The organism is Marinobacter sp. V34, assembly GCF_055524115.1.
On the sequence record NZ_JBUPZY010000003.1, the window covers coordinates 121,984 to 134,797 of the forward strand.

Consider the following 12,814-nt stretch of genomic DNA (forward strand, 5'->3'; position numbering starts at 1 on the left):
GGGCTCAGATCATCAGGTCGTCAAGACGGTCATTGATGCGACTGGGCACTTCCAGTTCAACTTCACGAACCGCCTGACGTATGGCTGCCAGCATGGCGCGCTCGTTGGCATTGCCATGGCTCTTTATCACCACACCCTGAAGGCCCAGGAGACTGGCACCGTTGTGCCTTGAAGGGTCCATAAGCCGAAGCAGCCTTCCGATGATCGGCCGCGCTAAAAAGCCGACACACTTGCCATAAAAAGTTTGTGTAAAGGCTTGCTCCAGCAGCTCAATCAGCAGACCGGCTACGCCCTCACCTGTCTTTAGGGCAATATTCCCGACAAAACCGTCGCACACCACCACATCCGCCACATCGCGGAACAGATCACTGCCCTCGATGTATCCGATATAGTTGATGGTATCGCACTGGGCCAGCATGTGAGAGGCAAGCCGCACTTGCTCGTTGCCCTTGATCTCCTCTTCGCCAACGTTGAGAAGAGCGACCCGAGGTTCTGGCTGATTGCAGATGGCCGACGCCATCAGTGAGCCCATCAGTGCGTACTGATAGAGGTTTTCCGCTGTGGAGTCCACGTTGGCGCCCAGATCGAGCACGTGGCAACGCCCCCGAAGCGACGGAATCAGTTTGGCGATTGCAGGGCGCTCAATACCCGGGTACATGCGAATAACAGAACGGCCAAACGCCATGAGAGCCCCGGTGTTGCCGGCACTGACGCAGCCTTGAGCAACACCGTCACGGACCAGCCCCAACGCCACGGCCATGGACGAATTACGCTTGTGGCGAAGCGCGTGGGACGGCCGCTCGTTCATCCGTACGACATCAGCAGCTTCGACGATGCGAATTCGCGGGTGCCCAGGATGCAACAAAGCCTCAAGCTCACTCCGGATTCCCACCAGAACAAGACTCAAGGCTTCGTTTTCTTTCACCGCAACCAGTGCAGCGGAGGCCACAACGTCGGCTCCGCGATCGCCACTCATGGCGTCAATTGCGACGGTGACCGGCTTCACCGTTCCTCCATCTCGCACTGGCGGGTGGATTGCTCGCGACGGTTTACTCGTCGCGAGCCTCAATTACCTGCTTGCCACGGTAAAAACCGTCCGGGGACACATGGTGACGAAGATGCACTTCACCAGTCGTAGTGTCAGTGGACAGAGCTGCCGTGCTCAGAGCGTCATGTGAACGGCGCATACCGCGCTTTGAGCGGGTCTTTCGGTTTTTCTGTACAGCCATGATTATGCTCCTGACCTGATAAACGTGTGTTCGTTAAATTCGCGACGGTTTCCAGAGAAAACGACGCCTGATTAATGCTTCTTTGTCTTGAGATCCGCCAGCACACTGAACGGATTGTCTTCAGCCTTCCTGACCGGCTCCTCGTCCCCGGATTCATCCGGCTCAAAGGCTTCCAGCTCTTCCCGGGCAGGACATTCGTCACGCTCGTGAAGTGGAAACGGAGGCAGAACAAGCAACAGCTCGTCCTCAGTCAAGGACCACAAATCCGCGCTGAAATCGTCCGTCAGAAACGGTTCAAGCTCTTTTGGCAACTGCTGGGCCTGCTCATCGCTGGTCACCAACCCCAACGTAAAGCGGGAGACCAACATCTTTTGCATAGGCCCCATGCAGCGCTGACACTCCAGGGTAACCGGTGCCTCCAGCTCACCTGTCACCATGCGTCGGCGTTCGCCGTCCATGGAAAATGACAGGCTTACCCGGCACACTGCGCCGTCCTCAAAACCAAATACAGAATCACCAAAACGAGACAATGCCTGCAGAGGGATTTCTCCCTCCAACACTATTTTTTGCTCTGCCAACCGGTAAGGATCGACAGTTTTGGGCAGTTCGGTGCTTGAGGCTTTTGACATAGGCGCGCAATTTTAGGGACCTGACCGCCTGCTGTCAAAGACTTCATGCGCATTTGGGCAAGGGTTACGCTGCAGATAGGTGTATTCTACGATACCACCAGCGCAACCAGGCCCGCCCGGACAACTCCGAACACCGACTAAGGGCATCGACTATAGGAAACCTTATGAAACAACACCCGCTTCTCCTTGCCTCATCCTCACCTTATCGGCGACAACTGATGGAGAAGCTAAGGCTGCCATTCCATACCGCCTCGCCGAACGTCGATGAATCGCAGCACATGAATGAGAGTGCGGAACACTTGGCCGTGCGGCTTTCACTAAAAAAAGCGGAGGCCCTTTGCAGCGGCCACCCTGATCACTGGATCATCGGCTCCGACCAGGTCGCCTGCCTGGAGGATGGCACCATACTGAACAAACCGGGAACCCATGAGCACGCAGCGGAACAGCTCAAACGCAGTAGCGGCCAGCGCGTTTCGTTCCTGACCGGCCTGGCACTGGTGGACTCAAGCACCGGGCAGCGACAGAGCCACTGCGAATACTTTCACGCCCACTTCCGCACGCTCGATACGGACGAAATCGAAAACTACCTGCGCGCCGAGGAACCCTACGACTGCGCTGGCAGCTTTAAAATGGAAGGCCTGGGCATCGCCTTATTCAGCCGACTGGACGGGCGCGACCCCAACAGCCTGATAGGACTGCCGTTGATCGCACTCACCGAAATGCTTCGGAATTGGGGGCTAAATCCGCTGTACCAGCTGCCCATCTCTTACCGAAGCTCCAGCCGCGATTCAGCGAAGTAGCGGGCGATACCACTGCCCACGGAAACGCCAAACTGGTCAACAATGTCCTGGAACGGCGACTCACGGCGACTATAGTCCACAAGGTCCTCCTGGCCGATGACCTGCCTTGCCACGTGAGAAGAGCTGCCAAGGCCATCGATCAGACCAAGCTCGAGCGCCTGCTCGCCACTCCAGACCAGCCCTGAGAACAGCCGCTCATCATCCGCAAGCCGATCACCCCGCCCCTTACGCACACTTTCGATAAACTGATCGTGAGTGGTTTCCAAAACGTCTTGCCAGAACTGCACCTCTTTCTCTTCCTCCGGCGAGAACGGGTCCAGGAAAGCCTTATTCTCCCCAGCGGTGTACAAACGCCGGTCGACCCCCAGCTTATCCATAATCCCGGTAAAACCGAAACCTCCAGCCACCACACCAATGGAACCCACCAGGCTCGCCTTGTCGGCGTAGATTTCATCAGCAGCCGCAGCGATATAATAGGCGCCAGAGGCACCAATATCGGAAATCACCGCATACACTTTTTTGTCCGGGTACTCGCCCCGCAATCGAACGATTTCGTCATAGACATAACCGGACTGGACCGGACTGCCGCCCGGGCTATTGATCCGCAGGATTACACCCTCTGAATTCTCCGCCTCGAAGGCTTCGCGCAGGGAGCCGACAATGTTGTCGGCACTGGCAAGCTCGTCCGCCGCGATGGTGCCCTCGATCTCAACGAGCGCCGAATGCTTCCCCTTGGCAGCGGATTCCAGCGCACCGCTAAGCGGGAACTGAATCATCAGTAGCAATGCAAAGAGATACCCGAACGTCAGCAGCTTAAAAAATATCCCCCAGCGGCGGCTTTTTCTCTGCTCTGACTGCAGCGACATCACCAGCTTTTCGATCAATTTCCAATCGCGAGCTGACTCCGGCGGCATTGCCGGTGTGCGGCGACTTCCCGCAGATCTGTTCGCGCCGCCTTCCGGCTCGCTCCCCCAGCCGGGATGCCTGTCTGATTCCCAATCGCTCATTGCTGCTTCCTATTACTGTTACGACTCAGAGGCCAAGTACGTTGCGCAGGTCTTTTACCGAATCGACGATCGCGTGCGGCGCATAGTGCCCCAGCACATCCCGCTGATGCACACCCCACTCCACACCAATAGACGGCATCCCGATACGCTGGGCCATTTCAAGATCGTACCGGGTATCGCCGATCATAACCGCTTCTGCCGGCTCAATGCCGTAAAAGCGGGTGATCTCTTCAAGCATCGCCGGATCGGGCTTGGACCGGGTTTCATCCGCGCAGCGGGTGATATCGAAGTGCGGGCCAAGGCCGCTGGACACCAGCGCACCTTCCAGGCCGCGACGGCTCTTGCCGGTGGCCACCGAACAGCCGCGACCACCCGCGCGCAGGTCAGCCACCACGTCTGCCATACCGGCGAACACATTCTGAGGCGTGGTTACCTTGGAAAAAAAATAACGGGCATAACCTTCCCGGATGGTGGTCATTTCCTCCCGCGTTATACCGGGATACAGCTTCTCCAGAGCCTCAATCATGCCCAGGCCGATGATATCGCGATAGGCTTCCCTCTCCAGTTCCGGATACCCCAACTCGGTGGCCGCCTGGTGAAGGCTGTCTGCGATATGATCAACGGAATCCACCAGCGTTCCGTCCCAGTCAAAAATCACGACCTTTACGTCCATTGATACTACCTTGGTGCGGTTATCCTGCTTGCCAGCCACAGAACAACGGATTATTCGGATGCCTTCCGGCGCGCCGCCAGCTTGGCCATGAGTTCGCTGAAAGCTTTGTCGTAGGAAGCCTCAAGGTGAACAGGCTCTCCCGTGGAGGGCAGCGTGAAGTCCAGAGCACGGGCATGGAGCATCAAACGCTGACCGCCTGCGGAGCGAAATGCCCGCAGACTTACATCATCCATATACTTGTCATCCCCGGCAATCGGATGACCGGCCCAGGCACTGTGAACGCGAATCTGATGGGTACGGCCGGTAACCGGTGAAGCCTCAACCAGCGTGTACCCTGAAAAAGACGCCAGCACCCTGAAGCGGGTGAGAGAGTCCTTTCCTGCTTCATCCACTCGAACACGGCGCTCACCGGAGCCCAACTCAAACCGCAACAGCGGCTCGCTGACCTTCTTGACGGACCCCGGCCAGTCGCCAGCCACCAGGGCATGATAATGCTTACGAATACGCTTATGACGCAACTCGTCCTGCAAATAGCGCAACGCAGAACGCTTCTTCGCGACCATCACCAGCCCCGAGGTATCCCGGTCAAGCCGATGTACGAGCTCCAGGAATCGAGCTTCCGGACGCGCCGCCCGCAAGACTTCGATCAGCCCGAAATCCAGCCCGCTACCGCCGTGCACGGCTATTCCGGATGGCTTGTTGACCACCAGCATCTGATCATTCTCAAACACCACTGCGTCCTGCATGACTCCCTGAACCCGGGAACCCGGAACAACCTGCGCCGGTTTTTCTTTGCGGGTAACGGGCGGAATGCGCACCTCATCCCCCGTGTTCAGACGGGTATCAGGCTTTACCCTGCCCTTATTCACGCGCACCTCGCCCTTGCGGATAATGCGATAGATGATGCTGCGCGGCACGTCTCGGATCTGCGCCATGAGGTAGTTGTCTACGCGCTGGCCGTGATTATCCTCATCAACCACCACCTTTCGCACACCCTGCTTAATCTCGCCGCCTCTGGAGCCGGGTACAGAGCCGCCCTTGCCGTCACCGGTAGACCGTGGTGAGGAAGGGTGACGTTTTTGCCTGGTCGATCTGGACATGGATACCTTACCGCTGGAAACCCCGCGGGATTGAAGGAGCCGGCGAATACTGTTATATTCCGGCGTGCTCTGCCGTTTGTCTACGGCCTGGCCAGTATGCCAGAAGCCGGAGCGGCAGGAGTATACCGACACTATTTGAGAGTTTGAACGCCGAACGCCCAATCATTACCGGGCCCGGCGATTGAAATCCTCCCGGATCAAAACGGAAGACGCTGACTACAGTGACTGTCCGAAAGCCGGGGGAACAAGAAACCGTACGGAAAACCGTCGGGCGACATCGCGAAGAATCATTACCAGCACGCAGGGCCGGGCCGTCCAGCATACGAATACGACGTGAGACCCAGGCACCCGCGTGAACCTGAAAACGGATAACATGCGCCAACAGACTCTGACCCTAAGCGACTCTTTCCTGCCCACAGGCAGGCGAACCGTCGGCGGTGGCCTCGGAACCCCGGGAAAATCCCCCGCAGGGATCTGATTCGTCTGGCCGCCGGATCACCCCTGTTACAAGGGGCCCGCGGCACGCAAGTTCTGCTTCGCTGATGCTATTCCCCAGGTTTTCTGTCCAAACCAAACGACAGGAACCATTTCTTTCCATGAAAAGAATGCTAATCAATGCGACTCATCCCGAAGAGTTGCGCGTAGCCCTGGTTGACGGCCAGCGCCTGTTTGACCTCGACATCGAATCCAGCTCCCGCGAGCAGAAAAAGGCCAATATCTACAAGGGGCGCATTACTCGTGTAGAGCCCAGCCTGGAAGCTGCCTTCGTAGACTTCGGCGCGGAACGCCACGGATTCCTCCCTCTCAAGGAAATCTCCAAGGAGTATTTCAAGAAATCACCTGGCCAGATTGAAGGCAAGATCAACATCAAGGATGTGGTTGCTGAAGGCCAGGAAGTCATCATTCAGGTGGACAAGGAAGAGCGTGGCAATAAGGGTGCCGCCCTCACCACTTTCATCTCCCTTGCCGGCCGCTATCTCGTGCTGATGCCGAACAACCCCCGGGCCGGCGGTATCTCCCGTCGCATTGAAGGGGATGAGCGAGCACAGCTGAAAGAGGCCATGAACGACGTACAGGTGCCCAAGTCCATGGGCATCATTGTTCGCACCGCCGGCATCGGCCGCACCACCGAAGAGCTGCAGTGGGACCTGGACTACCTCGTTCAGTTCTGGGAAGCCATTACCCAGGCCGCCGGCGAGCGCAAGGCGCCATTCCTGATTCACCAGGAAAGCAATGTCATTATCCGCGCTGTACGTGACTATCTTCGCCAGGACATTGGTGAAGTGCTGATTGACGCCGGAACGGTTTACGAGGACGTACTGAACTTCGTTCGTGCCGTTATGCCCTCGTTCGAAAACAAGATCAAGCTGTACAAGGACGAAATCCCCCTGTTCAGCCGTTACCAGATCGAAGGCCAGATCGAGACCGCTTTCCAGCGTGAAGTGAAGCTGCCCTCCGGCGGCTCCATCGTGATCGATCCCACCGAAGCGCTGGTGTCCATCGACATCAACTCCTCCCGTGCCACCAAGGGCCACGATATTGAGGAAACCGCGCTGCAGACCAATCTGGAAGCGGCGGAAGAGATTGCCCGCCAACTGCGCCTCAGGGATATGGGCGGTTTGATCGTGATCGACTTTATCGACATGACCCCGGCCAAGCACCAGCGGGAAGTCGAACAGAAGATGCGCGAAGCACTGGAAATCGACCGCGCCCGAGTCCAGGTGGGCAAAATTTCCCGCTTTGGTCTGCTCGAAATGTCACGCCAGCGTTTGCGCCCATCACTGGGCGAGACCCGTAGCGAAGTCTGTCCTCGCTGTGAAGGCCAGGGCACCATCCGGGGCATCGAGTCTCTGGCCCTGAGCATCATGCGCCTGATCTACGAGGAGTCTTCCAAAGAAAAGACCGGTCAGGTTCGCGCCGTGGTGCCCGTCGCCGTCGCCACGTTCCTGCTGAACGAGAAGCGCAAACAGTTGGCCGACATCGAAGCGCGCCAGGAAGTCGAGTTGGTGGTCGTACCCGCACCTCACATGGAAACACCGCACTTCGAAATCCTACGTATGCGTGACGACGAAACCGGCGTGGAGCATGTATCGAGCTACCAGGTAGCCCAGGAGTACAGTGAACGGGAAGAGGAAATCTTCGAGGCCCCCGCTGCACAGCCACCGGCTCGCGAACAAGCAGCGGTGAAGGCCATTCGTGCGGCTGCACCCGCACCCGCCCCTGCCCCGGAAAAGGCGAAGCAAGAGACATCAACCGAACAGACCGAAGGCCTGTTCGGCAAACTTGGTCGCAAGATCGCCGACTTCTTCAGCGGTGAGGAAGTCATCGGAGAACCACCGGCGAAACAGGAGCAGCCCACAGGCTCCAACCGTGACGACCGACGCTCTCAGGGCCGCCAGGACCGCCGCAAATCAAGGGTAGCCCGTGATGACAACCGCTCCGGCAATCGTAGCGGTGCTGAGCGCCGCCAGCCCGGCGCTAATCGTGGCGATAGCAGCCGCAGCGATGACAACCGGGGACGCAACCGAGGCGCGAACCGCAATCGGGGAGACGTCCAAGGCCAGCAGAGCGGTACCGACAAGCCTACTGACAGCCGCAGGGACAGCAATCGCAAAGACGGCCAACCTCAGAGCCAGGGACGTGGACAAGGGCGCAACAAGCCCCAAGCCAGGGACCAGAAGGAGCAGCAGGACACCAGCACCCAGAAGAGCACTGCCGCCGAAAAGTCCGGTTCCGATGAAAAACGTCGTAAACCAAGACGCAATCGTAATCGCGACGGTTCCCCTGCCGAAAACCCAGCGTCCACACCGGCAGATCGAAAATCCGCTCGCAGCGAGAAGCACCAGAAGGATACCCAGCCGGAGGAACAGACAGACAAACAACCTGCCGTTCAACCCGCTGGGAAACCGGACGTAGCGGCGGCCAATACGGCAGAGCCCAAGCCGGCGGAAAGCGTGCCCAAAAAATCTGTCGAGGTTAAGACAGCAGAGGGCGCAACGGAGGCACCGGCTGAAAAACCGGCGGAGAAACCCGCTGAACCAACGACTGGTGGTCCAGAGTCTACAGAAACGCCTGAAAAACAGCCGAAGTCGGAAACCTCCGTTGCCGCGAAGACCGATCAGCCGGACACCGCTGGCAAAGATTCGGTGACATCCGACGCCGACACCGGTGTCGAGGAGAAGCCGAAACGCCCTGCCCGACCACGCCGGTCGCCCAGGAAGCCCGCTGAGAAGAAAGCCGAAACCGCCAATGCAGATGCAGATGCGACGGCCGACAAGGCTGAAACGGCGACTCCGGAAAAAGGGGCCCCCGTGCCTGAAGCACCCGAGCAGGAAGTGGAAGCCAAACCACAACCAACAGACGCTGACACCAAACCCAAGGCAGAATCCAGGGCCGACAGCGTTGCTGATGCCGAGCCTTCGACGATCAAAGCAGAGAAAGCGGAACAGCCCGAAACCGCTACCCCGGCGAACCAGCCGGAAGCGGCGGCAGCGGATACCGCCGAAGAAGCGAAGGAAGCCCCCAGCAAACCAGCTGCGGAACCGGACGTCGCGGTTGCCCAGGCAGAGGAAAAGCAAAAGCCCGAAGAGAAGGCAATTGGGCCCGCCGCCGAGCAAGAACAGCCGAGTGAGCAGGTGGATGTACCGGTAACCCCGGGCCGCGCCTACAATGATCCGAGGGAAGTCCGTAAGCGTCAGCGGGCAGCCGAAGAGGCCAAAAAGGCCGGGAGTAACTGAGGAATGCTATCAGATTCGGACATCGAAGCGCTGGAAGACATCCTTTTCGCAGAACCCTGGGGCGATGAAGCCCTGGACTTCTTCGGTTTGCATGGGGTTGTCTGCGCCAGCGTGGTAGGCCCGGCATCCTTGAGCACTGAGGATATCTTCAGGCTGGCCACAGGCGCTGAACAAGCGCCCGGTGGCCAGGTTCCGGATGTGTTTCGCCAGACTGTTGAGCAGCTCGGCAAGGACATGGCCCACGCACTGGACTTGGGCCAGCCTCTGGAGTTGCCAGAACCTGAAGATGGCGATCCGATGAATGCACTGGAGAACTGGTGTGCCGGGTTCGTGGACACCTTCCTCGAGAATGAGGAAGCCTGGCTGGAAGCCGGCGAAGAAGAAACCGCCGACCTGCTGGTGCCGATGCTCACATTGTCCGGGCTGTTCGAAGATGAAGACTTCCAGAATGTTCGCAACAGCGAGAAACTGTCCCGACAAATGGCGGACGCCATCCCGGACTCGCTGACCGACCTATACCTGCTGTTCCACGCACCGGATTAAACCGCTGCGGGAACCCCTGCCGGTTGTTTGAAATGATGCCAGACAGGCTCAAGCCCGTCTGGCATTTTCATGATCGCCCCAAGCTCACACCAGGGTGCACCGGGAAAATGGAAGTCGCTACCCTGGGAGGCAAGCAGGCTCTCCCGACGACACAATTCCGCCAAAAAGCCCAGATCCCCACTGGACTGCCCCGAGGTTGATACCTCGATACTCCGGCCTCCCGCCTGACGAAAGTCGGCAACGAGCGCCCGCAGTTTTGTCGCCGTAAGCTTATACTTCCTGGGATGGGCCAGCACGGCCACACCTCCAGCCTCGGTAATCCACCTGACAACCTCCGGTAGTTCAGGCCAGAAGCCCTTTACATCTCCCGCTTTGCCGGCTCCGAGGTAGCGCTTGAACGCCTGCGCGATATCCTTCACCGCCCCCTCTTCCACCAGCACCCTGGCAAAATGAGGACGCCCAGGCACATCGCCACCCGCCCTGTCGGTTGCTTTCTCAAGCAGGTTTTCAATTTTCAGTTTCGAAAGTTTGTCGGTAATCGTGCGGGCACGGGACCAACGATTCGTGTTCTGCCGCTCCAGCGCCTGCTTCAGACGGTTGTCATCACTGTCAAAATCAAGCCCGACCACGTGTATGGTGTGACTTTTCCAGAGACAGGACAGCTCAGTACCGGCGATCAGAGTAATGCCCGTTTCCCTCGCCGCCTCCGATGCTTCTTCAAGTCCGGCAATGGTGTCGTGATCTGTCACCGCAAGGTGGGTGACGCCTTTCGCGTGTGCGCGTGCGATCAATTCCCTTGGTGGCAACGCACCGTCGGATGCCGTTGTGTGGCAATGCAGATCAATGCAGAAGTCAGCTTCTTGAGTTATAGTCACATCTTTTCCGATTTCAGAGTAAATACCATCAACGCCAGTGTACCAGTCAGGTATTACACTGTGTCAGTAAATATCCGGAGATTATCATGTACTACGCCATCATCAGCGAGGATGTCGAAGGCAGCCTGCCACTCAGAACCTCTGCCCGCCCTGCCCACATTGAACGACTCAAACTGCTCAGGGACGAAGGCCGTCTTCTGGTCGCGGGCCCCCACCCGGCCCTGGATACACCGGAACCGGGTGATGCGGGATTCACCGGCAGTCTGGTTGTGGCCGAATTTGATTCGCTGGCATCAGCCCAAGCCTGGGCTGATGCCGACCCCTACGTGGATGCAGGCGTGTACCAGAAAGTGACCGTCAAACCCTTCAAGGCAGTACTGCCTTGAAGGCACATAGCCGTCTGCGCCTGGCACCATGAGCTTTTTGTAATGAACTCCACCTTGTATGACCCGGCATCTATGACAAAATTGCGCCTTAAATCGCTGTTCCAGGGAATAAAACCAGTGACGCCTTTACGTCTGATTACCTGCATTATCATTTTGATGGTGGCTGCAACCTCCGCCCACGCCAGAACCGTTTATGTCGAGGATACGCTCTACGCTCCGATCCGAAGCGGTGAAGGAACACAGTACCGCATCCTTCATTCAGGAGTCCGGAGCGGGACTTCGCTTGAACTGCTGGAAACATCGGAATCAGGATACAGCCGGGTGCGCACACCGGACGGGATAGAGGGCTGGATGGTGTCACGCTATCTCACTGACACCCCTATTGCACGCCAGCGTCTGGAAGCCACCAACCGGCAACTGGAACAAGCCCGCAATGAACTGAGTAATCTCAAGACGCAGCTTGAGGATGTCACCAGTGAGCGGAACGAACTCAGGAGCTCAGAAGAGTCGCTGGAGGCTCGTTCCGGGCGCCTTAGCGAGGAGCTTCGCAACATCAAGGAAGTGGCCTCCGACTCGATCAACCTGAATCGCCGGAATAGTGAACTTCGTGAAGAAAACCAGAAGCTGCGCAACGACTTGGAAGTACTCACCGCAGAAAAGGAGCGTTTGGAAGCCAAAAAAGAATCCGACTTCATGCTTCTGAGCGCAGCCCTTGTGCTTCTCGGCGTGATCCTGGCCCTTGTAATCCCGTTACTCAAACCTTCAAAGAAAACGGACAACTGGGCATAAACCACCTCCTCACACCAGGAGGCCTCGGACAGAGCGCTCCGCCCAAAACCTACATATAGTGCCATTCGGGAAACCTAAATACTAAATATAAGGGTTTCCCGAATTTTTATTCCCATGAATTCTTTGACGCTTCAGCCCTTAGCATTTATAACTAACAAAACAACAACCGCGAGGTGCCGGGATGTCTGAAACCATGAAGGACTATTCAGAAAAACGCGATTTCCATCGCATGACGATGAACTCGGAAATCGAACTCACGGACAGCAAGGGCGTCGCGATTCCTGGCATTTGCCGGGATCTCAGCGGCACGGGCATGCAGCTTTATGTGGAAAGGGCGTTTGCCGAAGGGGATGAAATACACACCCTTCTACCTTCCACCAGCGAGCAGTTTCCACCATTCGAAACGGTCTGCCGAGTGCTACGCTGCGTTCCAGACGGGGATGGATTTCTCGTGGGGATGGAAATTGTAAAGGTAAAACGCTGACCGGGGCAGTCAGTTGGAATATAGCCCGGTAGTGATTAGAGGGACTACCGGGCAAACGGCTGCATCAGTTGATCTTCAGTGACGTTTCGGAAACCACGATGCCGTTGTTATCTGCATAGATGTAATGGCCGGGTTGGAAGGTCACGCCTCCGAAGGTGACCGGTACGTCCAGATCACCCACTCCCCGTTTCTCGGTCTTGCGCGGATGCGCACCCAGCGCCTGCACCCCCAGAGCTGTCTTTCCGATGACATCCACATCGCGAATGCAGCCATAGATCACCAGGCCCGCCCAACCATTATCCGCCGCCTTCTCGGCCAGCATGTCACCCAGCAGAGCAGCCCGCTTTGATCCGCCACCATCGACAACCATCACACGACCGTTACCCGGCAGAGCAACCTGCTCCTTAACGATGGAGTTGTCCTCGAAGCATTTCACCGTCACGATTTCGCCCCCGAAGGCGTCCACGCCACCAAAGTTGCGAAAACCTGGCTCTACCACCAGGATTTCGGGGTAATCGTCACACAAATCGGGGGTTACGATAGGCACGCGCGCACTCCTTTT

Annotated in this window: 14 protein-coding genes; 6 read left to right on the forward strand and 8 right to left on the reverse strand. The window is 57.6% G+C overall.

Features of this window, described 5'->3' with window-relative positions:
* Positions 1-4: 4 nt before the first annotated feature.
* From plsX to AC0B60_RS06040, 3 genes are all read right to left on the reverse strand, one after another.
* Entirely contained in the window at positions 5-1,006 is a 1,002-nt protein-coding gene (gene plsX / locus AC0B60_RS06030; RefSeq protein WP_465084843.1) for a phosphate acyltransferase PlsX, read from the reverse strand.
* Between the two features lie 43 nt (positions 1,007-1,049).
* Complete coding sequence (rpmF, locus tag AC0B60_RS06035) at positions 1,050-1,229, reverse strand: 50S ribosomal protein L32 (RefSeq protein ID WP_007154073.1); 180 nt, start codon at positions 1,227-1,229, stop codon at positions 1,050-1,052.
* Positions 1,230-1,300: 71 nt separating this feature from the next.
* Positions 1,301-1,858: a YceD family protein gene (locus AC0B60_RS06040; protein WP_465084845.1), complete on the reverse strand. Its 558-nt coding sequence runs from the start codon at positions 1,856-1,858 to the stop codon at positions 1,301-1,303.
* Between the two features lie 164 nt (positions 1,859-2,022).
* On the opposite strand from AC0B60_RS06040, the gene AC0B60_RS06045 reads away from it, so the two are divergent.
* Positions 2,023-2,658 carry a Maf family protein gene (locus AC0B60_RS06045; protein ID WP_465084847.1) on the forward strand — a complete coding sequence of 212 codons (636 nt, stop codon included), beginning with the start codon at positions 2,023-2,025 and terminating at the stop codon, positions 2,656-2,658.
* Here the strand turns inward: AC0B60_RS06045 and AC0B60_RS06050 are convergent.
* The 3 genes from AC0B60_RS06050 to rluC are packed head-to-tail and all read right to left on the reverse strand — an operon-like array spanning position 2,625 to position 5,438.
* Positions 2,625-3,665, reverse strand: a complete 1,041-nt coding sequence (locus AC0B60_RS06050; RefSeq protein WP_465084848.1) for a S49 family peptidase — start codon at positions 3,663-3,665, stop codon at positions 2,625-2,627. The genes AC0B60_RS06045 and AC0B60_RS06050 overlap by 34 nt on opposite strands.
* Positions 3,666-3,690: 25 nt before the next feature.
* The gene (locus AC0B60_RS06055; protein WP_465084850.1) at positions 3,691-4,338 is read right to left on the reverse strand and encodes an HAD family hydrolase; all 648 of its coding nucleotides are present in this window, start codon (positions 4,336-4,338) and stop codon (positions 3,691-3,693) included.
* Positions 4,339-4,388: 50 nt separating this feature from the next.
* The gene (gene rluC, locus AC0B60_RS06060; protein ID WP_465084852.1) at positions 4,389-5,438 is read right to left on the reverse strand and encodes a 23S rRNA pseudouridine(955/2504/2580) synthase RluC; all 1,050 of its coding nucleotides are present in this window, start codon (positions 5,436-5,438) and stop codon (positions 4,389-4,391) included.
* Positions 5,439-6,034: 596 nt separating this feature from the next.
* On the opposite strand from rluC, the gene rne reads away from it, so the two are divergent.
* Together rne and AC0B60_RS06070 are read left to right on the forward strand one after the other, a co-directional pair.
* Entirely contained in the window at positions 6,035-9,175 is a 3,141-nt protein-coding gene (gene rne, locus AC0B60_RS06065; RefSeq protein ID WP_465084853.1) for a ribonuclease E, read from the forward strand.
* Positions 9,176-9,178: 3 nt separating this feature from the next.
* Positions 9,179-9,718 (forward strand): YecA/YgfB family protein, encoded by a 540-nt coding sequence (locus tag AC0B60_RS06070; protein ID WP_465084854.1) that lies wholly within the window; start codon positions 9,179-9,181, stop codon positions 9,716-9,718.
* Here AC0B60_RS06070 and AC0B60_RS06075 read toward each other — a convergent pair.
* The gene (locus tag AC0B60_RS06075; RefSeq protein ID WP_465084855.1) at positions 9,715-10,593 is read right to left on the reverse strand and encodes a PHP domain-containing protein; all 879 of its coding nucleotides are present in this window, start codon (positions 10,591-10,593) and stop codon (positions 9,715-9,717) included. The two genes, AC0B60_RS06070 and AC0B60_RS06075, sit on opposite strands and share 4 nt — an antisense overlap.
* An 86-nt stretch (positions 10,594-10,679) precedes the next feature.
* Here AC0B60_RS06075 and AC0B60_RS06080 point away from each other — a divergent pair, with 86 nt between their 5' ends.
* The 3 genes from AC0B60_RS06080 to AC0B60_RS06090 all read left to right on the forward strand — a co-directional run bounded on the left by AC0B60_RS06080 (position 10,680) and on the right by AC0B60_RS06090 (position 12,252).
* Positions 10,680-10,979, forward strand: a complete 300-nt coding sequence (locus AC0B60_RS06080) for a YciI family protein (RefSeq protein ID WP_465084856.1) — start codon at positions 10,680-10,682, stop codon at positions 10,977-10,979.
* Positions 10,980-11,096: 117 nt separating this feature from the next.
* Positions 11,097-11,768, forward strand: coding sequence for a TIGR04211 family SH3 domain-containing protein (locus tag AC0B60_RS06085; RefSeq protein ID WP_465084857.1), 672 nt, complete (start codon positions 11,097-11,099; stop codon positions 11,766-11,768).
* A gap of 181 nt (positions 11,769-11,949) precedes the next feature.
* The gene (locus AC0B60_RS06090; RefSeq protein WP_465084859.1) at positions 11,950-12,252 is read left to right on the forward strand and encodes a PilZ domain-containing protein; all 303 of its coding nucleotides are present in this window, start codon (positions 11,950-11,952) and stop codon (positions 12,250-12,252) included.
* 64 nt (positions 12,253-12,316) lie between these two features.
* Here AC0B60_RS06090 and rraA read toward each other — a convergent pair whose 3' ends face one another.
* Positions 12,317-12,799 (reverse strand): ribonuclease E activity regulator RraA, encoded by a 483-nt coding sequence (gene rraA, locus AC0B60_RS06095; protein WP_465084860.1) that lies wholly within the window; start codon positions 12,797-12,799, stop codon positions 12,317-12,319.
* Positions 12,800-12,814: the final 15 nt, after the last annotated feature.